The following is a 22,235-nucleotide window of genomic DNA, read 5'->3' as shown; positions in this document are numbered from 1 at the left end:
ATGATTGTCAATATTTATATTGCATGATACTATTAACTTGTAGTTATTTAATAACTACAAGTCTTTTATATTCATGAACATAATACTCCTGGATGACGTCTTAACCCGACGTCATCCTCTTTTTTTAGTTTAATAAATAAAAAAAGAGCACTACATAACGTAGTCCTCTTTAAATACTATACTTATTTTTTGATTGCTTTTAAAATTAAAGAAACAATAAAAATAAGAATAATTGCACCGATTAATGCTGGGAAGATTGGTACTCCGCCCCAAACAGGACCCCAAGTACCTAACAATTTACTTCCGATGAATGAACCGATTAAACCAGCAATGATATTACCTAAGATACCACCAGGGATATCTTTACCCATGATCATGCCAGCAATCCAACCGATTAATCCACCAACTATTATCATAATAATAAAGCCCATAGTTAGATTACTCCTTATAGTTTTATTTTATTTACTTCTTATTCATACCACCTATTTCAATTTTATAAACATCATTATTAAAATAATTTATTTTTTATAACAAAAACAACTAAATAATAACACCCACATATTTTATTAGTATTTATTCAATTAATGATTAAAAATATAAGGCTCCTAAAAATAGCAACTATTTTTATATAAAATACTTGCTAAACATTATGAACAAGCATATTATAATAAAATATATAAAATACTTAATAAATTTTCATATAATAAAATTTTGTTTATATACAAAATTGATACTTAGGAGGTTATGTATTATGAGTTCACATGCACTGTATAACTTAAGAAAAAAAAGACATCTTGAAATTAATGAATTAACTGAAATCCTAAACAAAAAGTATGGCACACATTACGAACCACATCAATTATACGAATGGGAAAATCATCAACATGAACCAAAGTTCAAAGATGCAATGATTCTGGCAGATTATTTCAATACATCTTATCAAGTTCTAGTTGAAAGTAAATATAAAGAATATCAACAACAATTTGATGATGTTGATATTCGACTATAAACAACTTTAAAGGAACAAAACATATTCATGTTGAATATAATGTCTTGTTCCTTTGTTTTTATTCTTCGGTATTTGTACTTTGATGATTTGGTTGTGCTTGTTCATTACGATCCATTTGAGAAGTTGTGGGTTCTTCTTTAGTTTGTGTAGAAGCGTCTGTTGAAGTTGAATGATTGTTCTCGGATTGATTCGATGTCTGGACATCATTTTGAGTTTCAGATTGCGCGCTATTTTGATTTTCTTCATTAGATGATGTATGTTGCGTTTCATTATTATTCTTTGTTTCATTATTTTGTACATCATTATTTCGTTGTCGGTTACTTTGTTCTAATTTACTTTCATTCATTTGTTTTCTTTTAGCTTTTTCTTCATCTGTCATATTATTATAATTATCAACAATACTACCTGTATGTTTATCTACAATAGCTACATAAGGTGTACCAGTACCATAAGCGTCACTTGCTGCATAATCTATATAATACATATCGTCAGTACTTTTACTAGGATTGTAATTAAATTCATTTCTTAAACGATGTCCAAATCCTTGATTTTTATACCAATCATAGACAACATCCTCTGCTTGCTGAGGTGTAAGTTCTTTATTCGAAGAATCGTTTGATTGATTGTCACTAGTTGAATGACTTTCATTTGTAGTCGTTTCATTATTTCCATTGATTCCGTTTTCAGATTGGTTTTGAGTATTCTGTTCGGATGACTGAATACTATTATTATCATTTGGTTGAATATCTTCAGTTTGATTATAATTAGTATTTTCATCATTATCATTTTGTTGTGTATCTGATGAATCTATATTCTTCTCATTATTAGTATTATTATTTTTATTTGAACTATTAGGCGTTTTGTTATTATTATCACTCTTCTCAGTTTTTTGTTTATCCTCTGAACTATCATTATTTCCGCCTGGTAAATGAATATTTAAATCACAAGCACCCAAAAGTAAAGTAGATGCAACAATACCTGCTAATAAATATTTTCCTCTCATTATCATCAAAACTCCTTATGTATATCTCTTTTAATGATAACATTTTATATTGCATCCCTTAAAGATATTACCCAATACATTTTAAAATCAACTTAATATGTATAATCTGCTCATTTTTTATTACTCGACATAAAAATAACCCCGCAAGCCTTGAGCTTACGGGGTTTAACCCTAATTATATATTAGTTTTCGTCTTTAACATATGGTAATAAAGCCATATGACGAGCACGTTTAATAGCTGTAGTCAACATACGTTGATATTTAGCTGAAGTACCAGTTACACGACGTGGTAAAATTTTACCGCGTTCTGAGATAAAACGTTTTAATAATTCAGTGTCTTTATAATCAATATGTGTAATACCATTTGCTGTGAAATAGCATACTTTTTTACGACGACGTCCGCCTCTTCTTGGTCCACCTGCCATGGTTAATTACCTCCTTTTATATTTTTAATCTCATTCTTTCGTTAGAATGGTAAGTCATCATCACTAATATCAATTGGACCATTCGCATTTGCAAATGGGTTATCTGATTGATTATTGTTTGATGCACGATTGTTATTATTATAAGATGTATTTTGTCCTGATTGTGAACCACCAAATCCTTGGCCATAATCTTGGAAATCATTATTTCCTTGATGACGTTGTCCACCTTGTGCATTTTTAGGTTCAAGGAATTGAACACTATCCGCTACAACTTCAGTGACAAATATACGACGACCTTCTTGATTTTCATAACTGCGTGATTGTATGCGACCATCAACGCCAGCTAAACTACCTTTTGAAAGATAGTTATTTACGTTTTCTGCTTGTCTTCTAAATACAACAACGTTAATAAAGTCAGCTTCGCGTTCCCCTTGAGCATTCGTGAAAGTACGATTAACTGCTAGAGTAAATGTCGCTACACTTACGCCTGAGGGAGTACTTCTGTATTCTGGATCCTTAGTTAAACGACCTACTAATACAACTCGATTTATCATTTCAACGCCCCCATTTAATTATTACTTATCTTGGTCTTCACGGATAACGATATAACGGATAATATCGTCATTGATTTTAGCTAAACGTTGGAATTCGTCTGTAGCTTTGTTATTATCTGTTTTAATGCGTACGATGAAGTAGAAGCCTTCTTTGAAATCTTCAATTTCGTAAGCAAGACGGCGTTTACCCCAGTCTTTTTCTTCTAAAACTTCTGATCCTTCTGAAGCTAAGATACCGTTAAAGCGTTCAACAACTGCTTTTTTAGCATCTTCTTCAATGTTAGGACGTACGACATACATAATTTCATATGTTCTCATTTTATAATTGCACCTCCTTGTGGTCTATGCGGCCTATCGAATCCTATCCATAGGCAAGGAATAATTTTCATTACTCACAATCAAGAATTATAGCATAGGTGATTACTTTTTACAATAAATATTATTTGAAATATTTTGTCTGAAAGTGGATAAGATTTATCGTATTGGCCTATAAATTTATATTCAAACTTTAAACATATCTTTTCAAAAGAGAACTGATATTCTATAATGTCCTTGAGGTGTAACTATGCAATTAGATTTAGATTGGAATAAAGATTTTCAAGAGTTTCAAGAAATCTTAAATTGCGGTATCACTCCAGAGTGGCTATACTGTGCAAAAGCCAATATGATTCTTGAGCCAGCTTATACTGGAGAAGGTAAACAGTTTTTTAGCACCAAAGATATTGTTAAAGCAAGTAAAGTTATACCGTTTTTTTAAGATATAACCATAATGATATAACTAAAGCGCGACGTCTATAATAAATAGATGTCGCGCTTTTTTATATTCCTATACATTAAATCGGAAGTGAACAATATCTCCGTCTTGCATAATATAATCTTTACCTTCTAAACGTTGTTTACCTGCTTCTTTCGCACCTTGCTCACCACCATGCTCAACATAGTCGTCATAACTTGTTACTTCGGCACGAATGAAACCACGTTCGAAGTCTGTATGAATGATACCTGCACATTGTGGTGCCGTCATCCCTTGTCTAAATGTCCAAGCACGTACTTCTTGAACACCTGCTGTAAAGTAAGTAGATAATCCTAACAAATCATATGTTGTTCTGATAAGACGATCGAGGCCTGGTTCTTCAATACCTAAGTCTTCTAAAAACATTTCTTTATCTTCATCATCAAGTGTTGCAATTTCTTCCTCGATTTTTGCGCTAATGACGATAACTTCAGAATCTTCTTTTGCTGCGTACTCACGAATGGTTTTCACTTTATCATTTTCATCGTCACCAATTTCATCTTCGCCAACGTTTGCAATATATAACATTTTTTTAGATGTTAATAATTGAGCTTGATTTACATATTTTTGATCTTCTTCGTTAAAATCTAAACTACGAACTGGATTTCCTTCTTCTAACGCTTCTTTTATTCTAGATAAAATGCGGAACTCCATTTCGGCTGTTTTATCTTTTTGACGTGCCATTTTTTCAATTCGAGGCAAACGTTTCTCTACTGATTCTAAATCAGCTAAAACAAGTTCCATATTAATGACTTCAATATCATCTAATGGATTTACACGGCCAGCGACGTGTGTCACATTTTCATCATCGAAAGCACGTACTACCTGACAAATAGCGTCTACTTCACGAATATGTGATAAGAATTTATTTCCTAAACCTTCACCTTTTGAAGCACCTTTAACAATACCTGCAATATCTGTGAATTCGAAAGTGGTAGGAATCGTTTTCTTAGGTTCTACCATTTCTGTTAATTTATTCAAACGTGTATCTGGTACTTCTACAATCCCGACATTCGGGTCAATCGTAGCGAAGGGATAGTTCGCAGCGAGCGCACCTGCTTTTGTAATTGCATTAAATAGAGTAGATTTACCAACATTAGGCAAACCTACGATACCTGCTGTTAAAGCCATGAATCATTCTCCTAACTTTCTGTATCTTGATGAGATACTAATATTTTTTTTATTTTTTTATCAAACACTTGTCGTGGAATCATAATACTTCTTTGACAATTTTCACATTTAATTCGTATATCTGCACCCATGCGAATAATTTTAAATCGATTTGTTCCACAAGCATGTTGTTTTTTCATTTCTACTATATCATTTATACCATATTTTGGTGTCACAACATTACCCCCAACATTTATTAAGCGTCTTGTTTATCGGTATTTCTTACGTACATGGGTTGTGGCAATTTAATACCTTCTTGTACAAACATTTTTTGAATTTCTTTGCGTAAAATTCTAGAACCTGAAGCACCTTCTCCAGGAATAGTTTCTGCTGATATTCTTATGATAACTTTTGTTTCATCTAACCCATCAATTCCTAAAACAACTGGATCAGTAATGAATAAGTAGTATTTACTACGCATTGCTGTAAATAATTTATTTAATTTCTTTTCAACTTTATCTAAATTTTCATCAACTGAGACTGGAATTTCTACAATTGACGTACCATTAGTAATAGAATAGTTAGTAATCTCACCCATACTACCATTTGGTAAAATAGTTAACTCCCCAGTGATGGTATTAATACGCGTTGATCTCAATCCTATAGATTTTACTGTTCCTTCAGCAACTGTAGTACCACCGCTATTAATTTTAACATAATCACCTACATCAAACTGATTTTCAAAAATAATGAAAAATCCAGTAATAATATCTTTGACTATAGTCTGGGCTCCAAAACCAACAGCGATACCTACAACACCGGCGCTGGCGATAATTCCGTTTACGCTAATTCCAAATTTACTTAATACTGTTGTGAGCACGATAAACCACACAATGTATCTTACAACATTTTTGATAAGGGACACGAGCGTTTTAGAGCGTTTTTTATTTCCTCTATTACTTTTATTTTGAAATTTAAATGCTTCTTCTATCGCTTTATTAATAATTCCAATTACAATTAAGCCTACTAAAATATAAATAATAACCATTGCTAATTTAGTTGCTAAATTTGTATATACTTCGGGTTCTGTTAATGGTTGAAATAGCGATGTTAACACGTTCTTCAACTGATTCATATAGCCCCCTCCTTTTCCATTTAGTCCACATTAAATTTGTATTCCAATTTATTTATTATACAAAAATTCTTCTAAAATTGTATCAGTCTTTTGATTTATCATTTTCTTTTTTATTTTATTAATAGGATACTATTTATTAAGTTTATCTATAATACGTCTAAACTCAGCCTCGGATTTAAACTCAAACACAATTTTCCCAACATTTTTAGATACAGATATATCTATATGAGTTCCAAATTTTTCCTTAAGCGCACGTTCTTGTTTCTGTATGAATTTGGGTTTACTTGGAGTATTTAATTTTTCTTTTTTAGACTGCCCACCGTCTTGAATTTCAGAAACAACTTTCTCTAAATAACGTACACTCCACCCCTCTTTGATTGCTTGTTTACCTATACGTTTCATCGTATTTACATCTTTTAATGCAAGTAAAGTACGTCCATGGGCACCTGACATGCGATGCTCTCTTACAAGCTTAGCAATATCAGAGGGTAAATTTAGTAATCTTAGCATATTAGCAATGTAAGGACGTGATTTTCCTAACCTTTCAGCAACTTTTTGTTGTGTCAGACCAAGATCGTTCATTAATCGTTGATAACTTTCAGCTTCTTCAATTGCATTCAAATCTTCTCTTTGTAAGTTTTCTATAATGGCTAATTCCATCATGTCAGAATCAGAAAGGGATTTTACAATTGCAGGAACTTCCTCTAACCCAGCTAATTTAGAAGCTCGAAAACGTCGTTCTCCTACAACGATATAATATCCATTGATCGTTTTTCTTAAAACAATAGGTTGAAGTATACCATGAGTTGTTATAGAATCTGCTAAATCTTGAAGTTTCTCCTCATCAAATGTTTTTCTAGGTTGATAGGGATTAACTTTAATACTTGAAATTTTAATATGTTGTACGTGTTCATCATTATTTAATTGAATACGTTGATCTTCAATATGGTCCACTCATAGTCCTCCCTTATCTTTAAAGTCATTACTTAATTTTAAAAAAAGCGTGTTATATCTACAAGTCTTATAAACTTTTTTAAGAAAAATTTTACTAGGTAGAAAGTATATATATCAATCATTCAACCGCTTTCTGAATTTATTATTTAATCATAATTTTCAGAAAAGTTGTTGACAAATGTAATTTATGTCTGTAAGCTATGAATTAACTTAAAAAAACACAAATTACACACGGTAATAAGGAAAGTAAAACTTACACTGCAGATACAGAGAGTCTTGTAAGCTGAGAAGAGACATTGAAAGAAAGTTTGAAAATGGCCTTTGAGTGTTGATGCCAATATGAGGTATCAACGGGTTCGCCCGTTATAGCGATACAGTATTAACATTTATTGTTTAATGGCGTACTGGAATCACCGACGTCACTAAATTATCGTTAATACTCATTTATCATTAAAAGTTAAATGAGTTTTTTTATTACAGATATATCTGATATTTTACGATAATGTGTGTCACTTTTTCAAGTACTCCTAAAACATGATGGCGTACTGTTTGAGGTTACTTTAGCAATAAAGTAGCAAACAAAGGTGGTACCACGAAACAAGCTTTCGTCCTTTACATCCGATACATATCGGGTTTAAAGGACGGAAGCTTTTTTTATTTAGAAAATGATAGGAGGATTTGAAATGAAAGATACTCAATTAGCACAAATTTCATTAACAAAGGATTTGACTGGCGCAATTGCTAATCCAATTTACTTATCGACGGCATATCAACATCCTCACCTAGGTCAGTCTACAGGATATGATTACACACGAACGAAAAATCCAACGCGCTCTTCATTTGAAGAAGCATTTGCCAAATTAGAAGGTGGTACAGCTTCATTTGCAACTTCAAGTGGTATGGCAGCAGTTCAACTTATTTGTAACTTATTTAAACCTGGTGATGAAATTTTAGTAGCTTTTGATTTATATGGAGGAACATTTAGATTATTTGATTATTATGAACAACAATATGGTATTCATTTTAAATACGTTGATTTTTTAAATTATGAAGAAGTCGAAAATAGTATAAATAAACACACGAAAGCACTCTTTATCGAACCAATTTCGAATCCTCAAATGATTCAAATTGATGTAGAACCATATTATGTTCTAAGTAAAAAACATCATCTATTAACCATTATCGACAACACGTTTTTAACTCCATACTTATCAACACCTTTAGAACAAGGTGCTGACATTGTTTTACACTCAGCTACAAAGTATATAGGTGGTCATAATGATGTACTTGCAGGTGTAGTGACAGTTAAAGATGACACACTTGCTGAACAATTAGGTCAATTTCACAATATGATTGGCGCCACATTGTCTCCACTTGATTGTTACTTACTTCAAAGAGGTTTGAAAACACTACATCTCAGAATAGAACGATCTCAAGACAATGCACGTCGTCTCGCAAAACGTTGTGAAACATCCGATTCTATTGATGAAGTACTCTATAGTGGAAAAACAGGTATGCTAAGTTTACGTCTTAATAAGGCTTATAGCGTAGCTAAATTTTTAGAAAATTTAGAAATTTGTATTTTTGCAGAAAGTTTAGGAGGAACTGAAACCTTTATTACTTTCCCATATACACAAACACACGTCGACATGCCAGATGATGAAAAAGACAAACGCGGTATTGATGAACATTTAATTCGCTTATCCATTGGTATTGAAGATTATAAGGATGTTGAAGCAGATATTATTCAAGCATTAGAAAATTCTAAAGTAGGAGTGATTTCATGAGCTTATCTAAAGAAACAGAAGTGATATTTGATGAACATAGAGGTGTAGATTACGATTCAGCAAACCCACCATTATATGATTCTTCAACTTTCCATCAAAAAGTACTTGGTGGTAACGCAAAATTTGATTATGCCAGAAGTGGTAATCCTAATCGTCAATTATTAGAAGAAAAATTAGCTAAACTTGAAGGCGGCCAATATGGATTTGCTTATGCTTCAGGTATTGCAGCAATATCAGCCGTATTACTCACATTACAAGCTGAAGATCATGTCATTTTACCAGATGATGTGTATGGCGGAACATTTAGACTAACTGAACGTATTTTAAATCGTTTTAATATTAAATTTACGACGGTAAATGCGACTCATCCTGAAGAAATTGAACAAGCCATTCAACCTAATACAAAATTAATTTATATAGAAACACCATCGAACCCATGCTTTAAAATCACTGATATTAAAGCAGTTGCTCATATCGCTAAAAAGCATGATCTACTTTTAGCAGTAGATAATACATTTATGACTCCATTAGGTCAATCTCCACTTTCACTTGGTGCTGATATAGTGGTTCATTCTGCAACAAAATTCTTAGGTGGACATAGTGATATTATTGCTGGCGCTGCTATTACAAATCGCAAAGACGTCGCTGAGGCACTTTATCTACTCCAAAATGGAACAGGAACTGCCCTATCTGCACATGATAGTTGGACTTTAGCCAAACATTTAAAAACATTACCTGTTCGTTTTAGACAATCTACATCGAATGCTGAAAAGCTTGTAGACTTTCTAAGTCAAAGAGATGAAGTTGCTGAAGTGTATTATCCGGGAAATAGTAATTTACATTTATCACAAGCTAAAAGTGGCGGTGCAGTCATTGGCTTTCGTCTAAAAGATGAAACAAAAGCTCAAGCATTTGTAGATGCGCTAACTTTACCACTTGTATCTGTAAGTTTAGGAGGAGTAGAAACGATTCTCTCACATCCAGCCACAATGTCTCATGCAGCTGTTCCAGAAGAAGTGAGAAACGAACGTGGCATTACATTTGGTCTATTCCGTCTAAGCGTAGGTCTTGAACAACCTGAAGAACTCATAGCTGATATTGACTACGCATTGAAGGAGGCATTTAATGAGTCGATTATTGAACCATTTGAAGAACAACGTTTTAGTAGCTGATGGCGCAATGGGAACAATCCTCTATTCCGAGGGCCTAGATACTTGTCCTGAAGCATATAATCTTACACATCCCAATAAAGTTGAACGTATTCATCGTTCATATATAGAAGCAGGAGCTGATGTCATTCAGACAAATACGTATGGCGCTAACTTTGAAAAATTAAAAGTATTTGGCTTAGAGCATAAAGTAAAAGAAATTCATAAAGCCGCTGTACAAATTGCAAAACGCGCAGCCAATAAAGAGACATTTATCTTAGGAACGGTGGGTGGCTTCAGAGGAATAAAACAAGAAGACTTATCGCTTTCTACTATTCAATATCATACAGACAATCAAATTGATACTTTAATTGAAGAAGGTGTAGATGGTTTACTATTTGAAACCTACTACGATTTAGATGAATTAACGAGTGTGATAACAGCGACACGTCAAAAGTACGATATTCCAATTATCGCACAACTGACCGCTTCCAATACGAATTATCTCGTTGACGGTACAGAAATTAACGAGGCGTTAAAACATCTCATTGAATGTGGCGCAAATGTGGTGGGCTTAAATTGTCACCATGGCCCACATCACATGCAACGCTCATTTTCACATATCGAACTACCAGAACATGCCTATCTCTCATGTTATCCTAATGCGAGTCTACTCGATATTGAAAATAGTGAATTTAAATATAGTAACAATGCTAAATATTTTGGTGATGTTGCACAAGAATTAATTAACGAAGGCGTTCGTTTAATTGGTGGTTGTTGTGGTACTACACCGGAACATATCTCTTACATTAAAGAATCTGTAAAACATTTAAAACCAATTAAAACTAAAAAAGTTATTCCAATTCATCGAACAATTAATACAAATGCAAAACGTACATTAAAACAAAATTTAACATCAAAAGTAAAACAAAGACCTACTGTGATTGTTGAATTAGACACTCCAAAACATCTCGATACAGAATTGTTCTTTGAGAATATAGGTAAGCTAGATGAAGCAAATATTGATGCAGTAACACTCGCAGATAACTCTCTCGCTACTGTAAGAGTCAGCAACATTGCTGCTGCAAGTTTAATCAAACAACGATACGAGATTGAACCTCTTGTTCATATCACATGTCGAGATCGGAATCTAATTGGTTTACAATCTCATCTACTTGGCCTTTCACTCATCGGTGTGAGTGAAATTTTAGCTATTACAGGAGACCCTTCAAAAGTAGGTCATCTACCAGGCGCAACAAATGTGTATGATGTTAACTCAAAAGGCCTAACAGAACTTGCACTACGATTTAATCAAGGTATTAATGTTGATGGTGATGCGCTGAAGAAACATACCAACTTTAACATCGCCGGAGCGTTCGATCCAAACGTTCGTAAATTAGACGGAGCAGTTAAACGTCTTGAGAAAAAAGTAGCGGCAGGTATGAGTTACTTTATTACCCAACCTGTATATAGTAAAGAAAAAATCAAAGAGGTATATGAAGCAACTAAACATCTTGATACCCCACTTTTTATCGGTATCATGCCTATTGCAAGCTACAATAACGCACTTTTCTTACATAACGAAGTGCCTGGAATTAAAATGTCAGAAGATGTATTAAATCAATTTAAAGCAGTAAAAGATGATAAAGAAAAAACAAAAGAATTAAGTTTGAGACTGTCTAAAGAATTAATCGATACGGTACATGAATACTTTAATGGTTTATATCTCATTACACCTTTCCAACGTATTGATTATTCATTAGAGCTCGCAGCATATTCTAAAGCAATTACCCAAAACAAGGAGGCAATATCATGACAACAATTAAAACTTCAAACTTAGGATTCCCAAGATTAGGTAGAAAAAGAGAATGGAAAAAAGCAATCGAAAGCTATTGGGCTAAAAAAATCGATAAAACTGAATTAGATCAAACATTAACAGACTTACATAAAGAAAATTTATTACTTCAAAAGAATTATAATTTAGACAGTGTACCTGTTGGTGATTTCTCATTATATGACCATATTCTTGATACATCATTACTTTTCAACATTATTCCTGAACGTTTCCAAGGACGTATAGTAGATGATGATTTATTGTTTGATATTGCACGTGGTAATAAAGAACATGTTGCAAGTGCATTAATTAAATGGTTTAACACAAACTATCACTATATTGTTCCTGAATGGGATAATGTTGAACCTAAGGTGAATCGCAATGTATTATTAGACCGTTTTAACTATGCTAAATCAATTAATGTAAATGCACATCCTGTCATTGTTGGTCCAATCACTTTTGTGAAACTTTCTAAAGGTGGTAATCAATCTTTTGAAGAAAAAGTTCAAACATTACTTCCACTATATAAAGAAGTATTACAATCTTTAGTAGATGCAGGTGCTGAATACATTCAAGTCGATGAACCTGTTCTTGTAACAGATGAAAGTGAAAATTATGAAAATATTACTAAAGAGGCTTATGACTACTTTGCTGATGCTGGTTTAGGAGAAAAATTAGTCATACAAACCTATTTTGAACGTGTTAATGTAAAATTCTTAAGCCGTTTACCAGTGGCTGGTCTTGGTTTAGATTTTGTTCATGATCACGGTTATAACTTAGAACAAATTAAAGCAGGAGATTTCGATAAATCTAAAACATTATATGCTGGTATTATTGACGGTCGTAATGTTTGGGCTGCAGATATTGAAGCGAAAAAAGAATTAATCGAAACTTTACAACCTTATACTAAAGCAATTGTAATTCAACCTTCCTCTTCATTATTACACGTTCCGGTATCATTAGATGATGAAACATTAGATACATCAATTGAAGAAGGCTTAAGCTTTGCTACTGAAAAATTAGATGAGTTAGATGCATTACGTCGATTATTTAATAATAATGATAATAAAAAATATGATGAGTTAAAAGCACGCTATGAACGATTCCAAAGTCAATCATTCAAAAACCTTGAATATGATTTTGATAGCGTACCAACCAGTCGTAAATCTGATTTTAAAGACCGTAAAAAAGCACAAGACGCTCGTTTACATTTACCAGATTTACCAACAACAACGATCGGCTCATTCCCTCAAACAAGAGAAGTACGTAAATACCGTGCAGACTGGAAAAATAATCGAATTTCAGACGAAGAATATAACAACTTCTTAGAAAATGAAATCGCACGTTGGATTAAAATCCAAGAAGAGATTGGCTTAGATGTACTTGTACACGGTGAATTCGAACGTAATGACATGGTTGAATTCTTCGGTGAAAAACTTCAAGGTTTCTTAGTCACAAAATTTGGATGGGTTCAATCTTATGGTTCACGTGCTGTAAAACCACCAGTCATTTATGGAGATGTAAAATGGACTGCACCTTTAACAGTTAAAGAAACTGTTTATGCACAAAGCTTAACTGATAAACCTGTTAAAGGTATGTTAACTGGTCCAGTCACTATCTTAAACTGGTCATTCGAACGTGTAGATGTTCCTCGTAAAGTCGTTCAAGATCAAATTGCCTTAGCTATTGACGAAGAAGTATTAGCACTTGAAGAAGCAGGTATTAGCGTCATTCAAGTAGATGAACCAGCATTACGTGAAGGTTTACCATTACGTTCTGAATACCATGAACAATACCTTGCTGATGCGGTAAATTCATTTAAACTTGCAACATCTTCAGTCCAAGATGAAACACAAATTCATACGCATATGTGTTATTCTCAATTTGGTCAAATCATTCATGCAATTCATGACTTAGATGCAGATGTTATTTCAATTGAAACATCACGTAGCCATGGTGATTTAATCAAAGACTTTGAAGATATTAACTATGATTTAGGTATTGGATTAGGTGTATATGATATTCATAGTCCACGTATTCCTACTGAAGAAGAAATTGCAACAGCAATTGATCGTTCTTTACAACAAATCGACCGTTCTTTATTCTGGGTTAACCCTGACTGTGGTCTAAAAACACGTAAAGAAGACGAAGTGAAAGATGCCTTAACAGTACTTGTAAATACTGTTCGTAAAAAACGTGAAGAAAAAAATAAACCTGTCGCATAAGATACAGATAAACATGTGAGGGAGAAATTGAGTTTTCTCCCTCTTTTATTCTTATATTAGACTTTCGAGGTGAAACATATGACAAATTATCCATTGTGGGACCAATTACAACAATTAAAAACAGCAGAGTGGGTAGATTTAACCCATACTTTCGATCCAGACATTCCACGATTTAGTGAATTTGAAAAAGGCCAAGTATCCACATTATTTACAGTCAAAGAACATGGCTTTTATGTACAACGTTGGAATATCGTTACACAATACGGCACACACATTGACGCACCGATACATTTTGTAGAGAATAAACGTTATCTTGAGGATCTTGATTTAAAAGAATTAGTCTTACCACTTATCGTGTTAGATTATTCAAAAGAAGTAAAAAATAATGATGACTTTATCGTGACACGCCAACATTTAGAACAGTGGGAAGCGGAGAATGGGCGCATTGAAGAAGGTACCTTTGTTGCTTTACGTACAGATTGGTCAAAACGTTGGCCAGATATTGAACAATTCGAAAATAGAGATGCTGATGGTAACCAACATTTACCAGGTTGGGGACTAGATGCTTTAAAATTCTTAATTGAAGAACGCGGTGTAAAATCGATTGGTCATGAAACATTCGATACAGATGCATCAGTAGATACAGCTAAAAATGGCGATATTGTTGGAGAACGTTATATACTTGGACAAGATACCTTCCAACTTGAACTCTTAACAAACCTAGACCAATTGCCTACGCGTGGCGCAGTCATTTATGCAATTAGTCCCAAACCGAAAGATGCGCCAGGTTTCCCTGTCCGTGCATTTGCTATCAAACCATCTTAAATATAAGTGATATGTTGATAATGAGCGATCAAATTTATCACTTTCCTATATAATATATAACATCCTGATACTAAAGTACTTGAGCAAGACGAAGTATCAGGATGTGTTGTTATTTATATTCATTTTCATATTCTTCTCTCAACACACTATACACATAACTATCTGAGGATTTCCCTTCTACACGTTCATCACTTCTCAATATACCCTCTTGTGTGAATCCACGAATACCATACATAATTATCATCATTGCTTAATTTTGTTGAGCTAAACCTAAAGTTAAAAATCCAACATGAAAAATAATCCATATTATAAATGCTAAAGTCATCAGTCGACGTGGACTAAATACTTCTGCTAGTACTCCAGACATCCATGAAGCCAGTGCTACTATTAATCCATATATAGCTATCACTCTACCTGCTTGTGAATCACTATATCCAAGATCGATAATATACTTAGACAAAAACGCTTGTTCAAATCTATCACCTGTCATAAATATAGCTACCGCTACATAACCCCAATTAATACTCTAGGTAATCCTAAAAGCTGACGATTTTGTTTAGTTAAATCATTAGTCACAATAATTCCACTTTCTCCCTTTGCTTATTTGTGATTTCTTTAAAGTTGTTCATTAGCAAGACGTTCTATAGGAAGACCTTTTTTAAAACGTTCAATATAACGATTAAAGCTTTCTATTTCTTTTTCATTTGGTTCAATTTTGATGGACTCAGTATCTTTAAAAGCAATTTCATTAAGATAACTAGATAAATTTACATCGTTTTCTGCTATAAGATACCTAGCTAAAACAGCAATCCCCCATGCTCCACCTTCACCAGCTGTTTGCATAACACTAACAGGACTTTGCATTGCTGCTGCTAAAAATGTTTGAGCAACTTTTTTGGTTTTGAATATACCTCCGTGCCCATATATTGAATGAATTTCAATATCTTCATTTTCTTTTAATAAATCAATACCAATTTTTAATGTACTAAATGCACTATATATATGAGTCTTCATTACATTAGCTAAATTGAATGAACTATCTATCGATCGTACTAACATAGGGTAACCCTGTTGAACCTCTGTAATAAATTCTCCAGATATATATCCATATGAAAGTAATTTCCCAAGTTTATCATCACCATTTAAAGCGTTTTCGAATAATTTTGTAAAAAGTTCACTTTTTTCATATTTGACACCCATTACTTCTAATACTTCTCCAAATAAATCAACCCATGCATTAATATCAGATGTGCAATTATTCGCATGTATCATGGCTACTTCATAGCCATCTGGTGTTGTGACAATATCCACTTCTGGATAAATATTTTTTAAAGATTTGTCTAATACAATCATTGAAAAGATACTTGTTCCTGCAGATATATTACCAGTCTTTGGTGCTACGCTATTTGTAGCTACCATTCCAGTTGCAGCATCAGCTTCTGGAGCACACATAGGACAGCCTGCTTCTAATTGACCATTTGGATCAATAAGTTTTGCTCCTGTTTCTGTTAAATAACCTGCATTTTCACCTGCTACCACAACTTTTGGTAATACTTCTAAAATATCTTGATGATATCCCATTTCAGAAAAAAGCTGATTAAATGTTTTAGCAATATCTTGTCGATACTCTTTAGTTTCTACATCAACGGGAAACATGCCTGAGGCATCGCCTATACCTAATACTTTTTCATCTGTTAAGTACCAATGAATATAACCAGCAAGTGTTGTCATGTAATCTACTTTAGCAACATGAGACTCATTATTTATAGCTGATTGATATAATTGAGCTATGCTCCATCTTTCTGGAATATTTACTTGAAATGATTCTCTTAAAATCTTAGCCGCCTGATTAGCATTGTTATTACGCCAAGTTCGAAATGGAACGAGCAAATCTTCTTGTTGATCAAATACTAAATAACCATGCATCATCCCACTAATGCCTAATGATTTAATTTTTTTCACTGTAGTTCCATACTGTTCTTTTATAACTTTAGTCATTTCACTATAACTTTTTTGTAGACCTATCCATGCATCGTTCATAGAATATGTCCAATATCCGTCTTGATATGTATTTTCCCATCCAAACGTTCCTGTAGCTAATGTTTTACAGTTGTCATCAATTGCTACCGTTTTAATTCTAGTTGAACCAAATTCAATACCAATTGTTAAATTACCCGCTTCAATAAATTGTTTTATTGAGGAATTATTCATTTTATGCACCTCCCTATAAAATTAGTGAAAACGCTTACTTATTTAATGCTATCAAAACTTTATATAGCAAACAAGTAATTTTCAAATATAATATTTTATTAATTTTAATATTTATAAATACACAATTGATACTTTTAGTTATATAAAATCCTAAATACAAACTTATTAGTTATTTATTTAGAAAAAGTATACAAACGATATTTTTCTTTTCTCAATACTTACAGTGTTGTAAGTTTATCTATTAATTGTTGTAATATTTTATTATTGATGTTTTTATAATAAGTAAAGAGAAAGAAGGTGAAAAAAGTGGAAAATACAAATAGTAAAATGCATAAAAATGACAATAGTTATGTTTTATCAGCATTGAGTTATTTAAGTATCTTTTTTGCACCTATCATTTTACCTTTATTGGTATGGATACTTGCGGAAGAGCCAACGTCTGAGCATGGTAAAAAAGCATTAGGGAACCATGTTATAACGTGGATCAGTTTTTTTATAGGTAGAGCGGCATTTATTTTTTCAAAAGAGGTCTTTGATAAACCATTCGATCATCAATTATTAATATTTGTTATTGCTTTAATCATTGCTATTGTGTTCTTTTTAATTGCTTTAATATTATATATCCTCAACATTATCAGAGGAATTAAAATTTTATTAAAAAAATAAGTCACTTATATATTAAATTAAAAAGGGAGTACTATACTTCCTTTTTAATTTAACGCTTTTCTATAACTGATGACTTTATTTATAATCTAAGATACTTTCTTCAACGTTTCTAATCACATCTCGCGAAACCTCAAAATTATTATTAATATATCCATGCTTATTAACCGATAGAGCAATCGATTGGCCTGCATAATAATCATTTTGACTTACTCTAAAGGCACGAGTAAATGCTTCACCATCTTGTATTTTATCAATTAAAATATCTCTATTCACAAAAATCGGTTGGCTAATATTTATAGCTTTTCCATCCTTTATATTAAACTCATACAATCTTAATCCATATAATTCAAGATCGTCATTATTTTTCTTAATGACGTATTTAATCGCATTATATTTTCTAGCCATCTTTTTAATCCTTTCTATTGCTATATTATAGTAATTTTTATTTTAGTTTTCATTTATAATGTGTATTTCAAAAAACTTGAAAGATAATTTATTTATTATATAAAACCACTATGAACATTGACATTCAATCACTGCAGTTTAAATTAATAAAAAAAGAGGACAAAGACCTCTACACATCTTTGACCTCATAATATATTCACTTAATCATTTTTTAATTGTTCTTTGACTTCTGCGATAGTTTCATCCATCGTCATATTCGATTTAAGTGCCACACTCGCGATAAAACTACCTTCTACGACGGGCGCCTCCATTTTTTCAATACGATGAGAGCCTTCATACATTTCGATTGCCATATCAAGGTTCATCCCAGCAGACCCTATATCATAAAAACATATTGCATCATCATCTAATTCATTTATGACTGAAAGAATACGATCGAAAGATGTGCCAATCCCTTTATCATCTAAGCCACCAACATCAATAATATTGACGTCATTATCTGTCATTTGTAAATTTAAATCTTTGACACCTTCAGCAATTTTATAACTGTGACTCACAATTACTATTGAAGTCATTCTACCTCTCCTCCTATCATCGCATTTAAAATGTAAACACTACTTTGAGCACCTGGATCGATATAACCTTTTGAATCTTCTTTAAAATATGATGCTCGTCCTTTCGTAGCTATCATGTTTTTAGTTTCATCAGCATATGATTGTAATGTGTTAAAATCAATGTTTTCATCATTATCTAATGCTTCTCTTGTACGTTCAATTACGTCATACATCGTTTTTTCATTTAATTCTACTTTTCCACGTTGTTTAACGGCTTCTGAAAAAGCAGCAATCATCTCTTTTAAATTTTCTTTGTCAATATCATCTTTAACGACATTTGCCATTTTAACAAAGCTAAAACCGTATAAAGGACCTGAGGCACCGCCCACTTTAGACATTAATGTCATTCCTGTTGATTTAAATAATGACTTCATATCTGTGTCATCCAGACCTTGTTCTAACGCTTCAAATCCTCTGACCATATTCACTCCATGGTCGCCATCACCAATGGCACGATCTAAATCAGTTAATTCACTTTCTTTTTCTTTAAAAGTTTCAACTAAACTAAGTAGTCTTGTTTTCATGTCTTGTACATTCATTGAAAAGTCACCTCATTATCTCTATTTTTATTTAAAAATAACGACTTGTTGTTGGAGCTAAAAGACCTTTTTCTATTTCTTCACTATAAGGAACCACTGTAATGGAGAAACCTTGCATATCAAGTGATGTCATATAATCACCAACAAACCATTGTTTAGCAGCTATGTCATGTTCTTGGAATTGTTGATTTAAATACTTCGCCACAATACTTAATTCAGATAAAGGCGTGCCTCCCATACCATTTACCATAACAATTAATGATTGATCTTTCACTTCTTTTAACAACTCATCTAGTAAACGCTCAATAATAACATCAACCGATTGAATCGCTTCACGGTGTAACCCTTTTTCACCATGAATGCCGATACCTATTTCCATTTCATTATCATCAATATCGAAACTATATTTCCCAGTTGTTGGCACCATTGGTGAAGTAAGCGCCATCCCAATACTTTTAATTTTAGGAATAAACGCTTCAATTTTGTTTTTAATATCTTTTAAAGATAGGCCTTGGTCCGCTAAATAACCTGCATATTTATGAATGAATACCGTACCAGCCACGCCACGACGTTTTTCTACATCTGAAACAGCAATATCATCATTCACAATGACACGTTCAACTTTAATATCTTCCATTTGTGCCATTTCTTGAGCCATCTCAAAGTTCATAACGTCTCCAGCATAATTTTTAACGATTAATAATACACCGTCGCCTGTATCGACTGCTTTAATAGCATCTAAAATTTTATCTGGAGTCGGAGATGTAAAAACTTCACCACATACTGCCGCATCAAGCATACCATTAGCTACATAACCCGCATGTGCTGGTTCATGACCACTACCACCGCCTGATACCAAGGCAACTCCTGAATTTTTTTTATTTTTTTTAACAACAACTGTTTCTGAAATAATTTCAATATTATCATTCGTTAAAGCGAGACCCTCTAACATGTCTGTTAAAATATTATTTTTTTCTTTAATTAATTTTTTCATCAAAAAGCGACTCCTTTTGGCATATTCAAAGTAAGTTTATCTAAGATTAAATATCAACATCATTTTCTTTATTTAAACTTGGAATTTTCATATTAGTAAATATAAAAATACTCTTTCAAAAAAGGATAAAGACATAAGTTTTATCTTTATCCTTCTAATTACTTATCTATTCTTAGTTATCTTCTTTACGAAAATTAACCTTTGGAATTCAACGTACTTTTAGATAATTCACTTACTGTTAAAATAGCGTCTGCAATGTCATCTGCATTTAACTTATCACTTAAATTTGCAAAAGTATCATTTGGTTCTAAAGCACGCTCACCTACGCGAACCAAATCTTCATAACTTTTATCGGCAATGTGGAGTTCTTCTAAAGTCGTTGGCATATGGATACTACTTAAAAATTGTTGATATTTTACAAATTTTTCTGTTGGCGCATTTTCCAATACTAATTGGACTAAAATACCATAGGCCACTTTTTCACCATGCGTTAAATGATGAATATCGCCTTCAAGTGCTGTAAAACCATTATGAATTGCATGAGCAGCTGCAAGTCCTCCATTTTCAAATCCTAAACCTGAAAGTAATGTGTTCGCTTCAATCACTGCTTCAACTTGTGGAGATACAATATGATTTTTAATTGCTTCATATGCACTATGTCCATATTCAAAAATTACTTCTTCACATTTCTGCGCAATCGCTAAGCTAGCTAATGATGGTTTTCCACTAAACATATTTTTTCCTTGTCTACGTAACGTAGATTCTACCTCAACTAAAGTAGCTAATCCATCACTCATCCCTGAAGCAAATAAACGTACAGGCGCTTGCGCAACAATTTGTGAATCCACCATTACTGTATCAGGATTCTTAGGGTAAAATTCATAACCACTAAATACGCCATTATCATCATAAATAACAGATACGGCTGCCGTAGGTGCATCCATTGATGCAGTAGAAGCGAAATCGATAACACTTGCATTTAAAGCATTGGCTACTGCTTTACCTGTATCAAGTGCCTTTCCACCACCTAAACCAATGACTACATCTATGCCTTTTGTCTTAGCTTCATCAACGATACGATTAATTTCATTTTCTGAAGATTCGCCTTTAAATGTTTCGTAATCATAATTAACTTCTGAATTATTTGAAAAACTTTGATCAATTTGATCTTTAGTTATATTCCAAACAACTTCATCTGAGATTATTAATGCATGTGAACCTAAACGTTGTGTTTCATCTGCGATAGATTCGATAACTCCTTTTCCTTGTACATATCTTCCTGGAGATTGATAAATAATTTTTGCCATAGAGCTTTCCCTCCATAATAAATATTTATACTGCATCATTTAATAACTCTTCAGTAAATTACGCTCACAAATATATGATATAGAAAATACATATTAGCGTATTTACCATTACAATACGAAAAATAAGAATCAAAAGAAAGATTAAGTTGCTTAAAAAATTGATTTCTCTCTACACTTCCATTATTAATCTATTAAATATAATTGTCCACATATTAGCTAAAACTTCATTAAATTATCACTTTAAAACTTAAATATTGTAATATTATAATTTATAACCTATAATTGACTCTATCTTTACAATAGGTTTTATTGTGTTATCCTATGCTTGTATTACTCTTAATCTAACATAAAAATTTTAACCACTTTCAATTTATTCTGGAGCGTAAATTGAAAGTGGTTTTTTTAATTTATTATATATAGGTTTACTAAACAATAAGCTTAAAATAGAAAGAGATGATTCTATTCTCTATTATGTTCGGAATGAATCTATAAGTGGATATCATACGTTTATTGATTACTTAAAAAATAATTATAAAATCGTCTTGAAGATAAATTTGAATGTGTATTTACAATAGAATTAATCATCATATTCTTCTCTAAGCAAACTATACACATAACTATTTGAGAATTTCCCTTGTACACGTTCATCACTTCTCAATATACCTTCTTGTGTGAATCCAAGTCTTATTGGTATAGC

24 protein-coding genes, 2 pseudogenes and 1 other annotated feature are annotated in these 22,235 nt (G+C 32.5%); of the genes and pseudogenes, 8 read left to right on the top strand and 18 right to left on the bottom strand.

The features are described 5' to 3' along the window. Positions 1-182: 182 nt before the first annotated feature. On the bottom strand, positions 183-431 hold the full coding sequence (locus tag HMPREF2930_RS04520; RefSeq protein WP_002447983.1) for a GlsB/YeaQ/YmgE family stress response membrane protein: 249 nt from the start codon (positions 429-431) through the stop codon (positions 183-185). A gap of 320 nt (positions 432-751) precedes the next feature. Here HMPREF2930_RS04520 and HMPREF2930_RS04515 point away from each other — a divergent pair, with 320 nt between their 5' ends. Continuing rightward, positions 752-1,009 (top strand): helix-turn-helix domain-containing protein, encoded by a 258-nt coding sequence (locus tag HMPREF2930_RS04515; protein ID WP_017175676.1) that lies wholly within the window; start codon positions 752-754, stop codon positions 1,007-1,009. A 58-nt stretch (positions 1,010-1,067) separates the two neighbouring features. Here HMPREF2930_RS04515 and HMPREF2930_RS04510 read toward each other — a convergent pair whose 3' ends face one another. The 4 genes from HMPREF2930_RS04510 to rpsF all read right to left on the bottom strand — a co-directional run bounded on the left by HMPREF2930_RS04510 (position 1,068) and on the right by rpsF (position 3,309). Then, positions 1,068-2,012 (bottom strand): hypothetical protein, encoded by a 945-nt coding sequence (locus HMPREF2930_RS04510; RefSeq protein WP_017175675.1) that lies wholly within the window; start codon positions 2,010-2,012, stop codon positions 1,068-1,070. A gap of 182 nt (positions 2,013-2,194) precedes the next feature. Next, complete coding sequence (gene rpsR / locus HMPREF2930_RS04505) at positions 2,195-2,437, bottom strand: 30S ribosomal protein S18 (RefSeq protein WP_002447994.1); 243 nt, start codon at positions 2,435-2,437, stop codon at positions 2,195-2,197. Between the two features lie 41 nt (positions 2,438-2,478). Further along, the gene (ssb, locus tag HMPREF2930_RS04500) at positions 2,479-2,991 is read right to left on the bottom strand and encodes a single-stranded DNA-binding protein (protein ID WP_017175674.1); all 513 of its coding nucleotides are present in this window, start codon (positions 2,989-2,991) and stop codon (positions 2,479-2,481) included. 21 nt (positions 2,992-3,012) lie between these two features. Next, positions 3,013-3,309 carry a 30S ribosomal protein S6 gene (rpsF, locus tag HMPREF2930_RS04495; RefSeq protein WP_017175673.1) on the bottom strand — a complete coding sequence of 99 codons (297 nt, stop codon included), beginning with the start codon at positions 3,307-3,309 and terminating at the stop codon, positions 3,013-3,015. Positions 3,310-3,556: 247 nt separating this feature from the next. Between rpsF and HMPREF2930_RS04490 the strand changes: the two genes are divergently transcribed. Continuing rightward, positions 3,557-3,748, top strand: a complete 192-nt coding sequence (locus HMPREF2930_RS04490; RefSeq protein ID WP_017175672.1) for a hypothetical protein — start codon at positions 3,557-3,559, stop codon at positions 3,746-3,748. 69 nt (positions 3,749-3,817) lie between these two features. Here HMPREF2930_RS04490 and ychF read toward each other — a convergent pair whose 3' ends face one another. The 4 genes from ychF to HMPREF2930_RS04470 all read right to left on the bottom strand — a co-directional run bounded on the left by ychF (position 3,818) and on the right by HMPREF2930_RS04470 (position 6,983). Beyond that, positions 3,818-4,915, bottom strand: a complete 1,098-nt coding sequence (gene ychF / locus HMPREF2930_RS04485; RefSeq protein ID WP_019834710.1) for a redox-regulated ATPase YchF — start codon at positions 4,913-4,915, stop codon at positions 3,818-3,820. 11 nt (positions 4,916-4,926) lie between these two features. Further along, entirely contained in the window at positions 4,927-5,130 is a 204-nt protein-coding gene (locus HMPREF2930_RS04480) for a DUF951 domain-containing protein (RefSeq protein WP_002448008.1), read from the bottom strand. Positions 5,131-5,150: 20 nt separating this feature from the next. Then, positions 5,151-6,029, bottom strand: a complete 879-nt coding sequence (locus tag HMPREF2930_RS04475; RefSeq protein ID WP_017175670.1) for a mechanosensitive ion channel family protein — start codon at positions 6,027-6,029, stop codon at positions 5,151-5,153. 129 nt (positions 6,030-6,158) lie between these two features. Beyond that, a complete protein-coding gene (locus HMPREF2930_RS04470) occupies positions 6,159-6,983 on the bottom strand; it encodes a ParB/RepB/Spo0J family partition protein (protein WP_017175669.1) in 825 nt (274 codons plus the stop codon). Positions 6,984-7,208: 225 nt separating this feature from the next. Continuing rightward, positions 7,209-7,599: a binding site (T-box leader), on the top strand. Positions 7,600-7,666: 67 nt separating this feature from the next. Here HMPREF2930_RS04470 and HMPREF2930_RS04465 point away from each other — a divergent pair. The 5 genes from HMPREF2930_RS04465 (at position 7,667) to HMPREF2930_RS04445 (ending at position 14,802) form a co-directional block, all read left to right on the top strand. Next, positions 7,667-8,770, top strand: a complete 1,104-nt coding sequence (locus HMPREF2930_RS04465) for a PLP-dependent transferase (protein ID WP_017175668.1) — start codon at positions 7,667-7,669, stop codon at positions 8,768-8,770. After that, positions 8,767-9,942: a cystathionine beta-lyase MetC gene (gene metC / locus HMPREF2930_RS04460; RefSeq protein ID WP_017175667.1), complete on the top strand. Its 1,176-nt coding sequence runs from the start codon at positions 8,767-8,769 to the stop codon at positions 9,940-9,942. The genes HMPREF2930_RS04465 and metC overlap by 4 nt, the downstream gene beginning before the upstream one ends. Further along, positions 9,896-11,734, top strand: coding sequence for a bifunctional homocysteine S-methyltransferase/methylenetetrahydrofolate reductase (locus tag HMPREF2930_RS04455; protein ID WP_002454538.1), 1,839 nt, complete (start codon positions 9,896-9,898; stop codon positions 11,732-11,734). The genes metC and HMPREF2930_RS04455 overlap by 47 nt, the downstream gene beginning before the upstream one ends. Then, positions 11,731-13,977 (top strand): 5-methyltetrahydropteroyltriglutamate--homocysteine S-methyltransferase, encoded by a 2,247-nt coding sequence (gene metE / locus HMPREF2930_RS04450; protein WP_017175666.1) that lies wholly within the window; start codon positions 11,731-11,733, stop codon positions 13,975-13,977. Before HMPREF2930_RS04455 ends, metE begins: the two co-directional genes overlap by 4 nt. 78 nt (positions 13,978-14,055) lie before the next feature. Then, positions 14,056-14,802 (top strand): cyclase family protein, encoded by a 747-nt coding sequence (locus HMPREF2930_RS04445; protein ID WP_017175665.1) that lies wholly within the window; start codon positions 14,056-14,058, stop codon positions 14,800-14,802. 109 nt (positions 14,803-14,911) lie between these two features. Here the strand turns inward: HMPREF2930_RS04445 and HMPREF2930_RS11530 are convergent. The 3 genes and pseudogenes from HMPREF2930_RS11530 to HMPREF2930_RS04435 form a co-directional block, all read right to left on the bottom strand. Continuing rightward, a pseudogene (locus tag HMPREF2930_RS11530) lies at positions 14,912-15,022 on the bottom strand (RimJ/RimL family protein N-acetyltransferase); the annotation flags it as partial. 33 nt (positions 15,023-15,055) lie between these two features. Further along, positions 15,056-15,378 (bottom strand): annotated as a pseudogene (locus HMPREF2930_RS04440) (MFS transporter); the annotation flags it as partial. A gap of 39 nt (positions 15,379-15,417) precedes the next feature. Then, a complete protein-coding gene (locus HMPREF2930_RS04435) occupies positions 15,418-17,013 on the bottom strand; it encodes a xylulokinase (protein ID WP_017175662.1) in 1,596 nt (531 codons plus the stop codon). A gap of 306 nt (positions 17,014-17,319) precedes the next feature. Between HMPREF2930_RS04435 and HMPREF2930_RS04430 the strand changes: the two genes are divergently transcribed. Continuing rightward, a complete protein-coding gene (locus tag HMPREF2930_RS04430; protein ID WP_029376801.1) occupies positions 17,320-17,679 on the top strand; it encodes a magnetosome magnetite crystal formation protein family in 360 nt (119 codons plus the stop codon). Positions 17,680-17,754: 75 nt separating this feature from the next. Here HMPREF2930_RS04430 and HMPREF2930_RS04425 read toward each other — a convergent pair whose 3' ends face one another. The 6 genes from HMPREF2930_RS04425 to HMPREF2930_RS04400 form a co-directional block, all read right to left on the bottom strand. Beyond that, complete coding sequence (locus HMPREF2930_RS04425) at positions 17,755-18,084, bottom strand: hypothetical protein (RefSeq protein ID WP_017175660.1); 330 nt, start codon at positions 18,082-18,084, stop codon at positions 17,755-17,757. 200 nt (positions 18,085-18,284) lie between these two features. Next, complete coding sequence (gene dhaM / locus HMPREF2930_RS04420; protein WP_017175659.1) at positions 18,285-18,659, bottom strand: dihydroxyacetone kinase phosphoryl donor subunit DhaM; 375 nt, start codon at positions 18,657-18,659, stop codon at positions 18,285-18,287. Then, positions 18,656-19,237 (bottom strand): dihydroxyacetone kinase subunit DhaL, encoded by a 582-nt coding sequence (gene dhaL, locus HMPREF2930_RS04415; RefSeq protein ID WP_017175658.1) that lies wholly within the window; start codon positions 19,235-19,237, stop codon positions 18,656-18,658. Before dhaL ends, dhaM begins: the two co-directional genes overlap by 4 nt. Positions 19,238-19,268: 31 nt before the next feature. Next, positions 19,269-20,231: a dihydroxyacetone kinase subunit DhaK gene (gene dhaK, locus HMPREF2930_RS04410; RefSeq protein ID WP_017175657.1), complete on the bottom strand. Its 963-nt coding sequence runs from the start codon at positions 20,229-20,231 to the stop codon at positions 19,269-19,271. A 194-nt stretch (positions 20,232-20,425) separates the two neighbouring features. Further along, positions 20,426-21,538 carry a glycerol dehydrogenase gene (locus HMPREF2930_RS04405; protein WP_017175656.1) on the bottom strand — a complete coding sequence of 371 codons (1,113 nt, stop codon included), beginning with the start codon at positions 21,536-21,538 and terminating at the stop codon, positions 20,426-20,428. Between the two features lie 577 nt (positions 21,539-22,115). Then, the coding region (locus HMPREF2930_RS04400) for a GNAT family N-acetyltransferase (protein WP_141751511.1) at positions 22,116-22,235 on the bottom strand (120 nt) is incomplete at its 5' end.

It is taken from the genome of Staphylococcus sp. HMSC068C09 (assembly GCF_001813735.1).
In the GTDB taxonomy this organism is placed as follows: Bacteria; Bacillota; Bacilli; order Staphylococcales; family Staphylococcaceae; genus Staphylococcus; species Staphylococcus hominis.
This window is presented reverse-complemented; position numbering and strand designations above follow the sequence as displayed.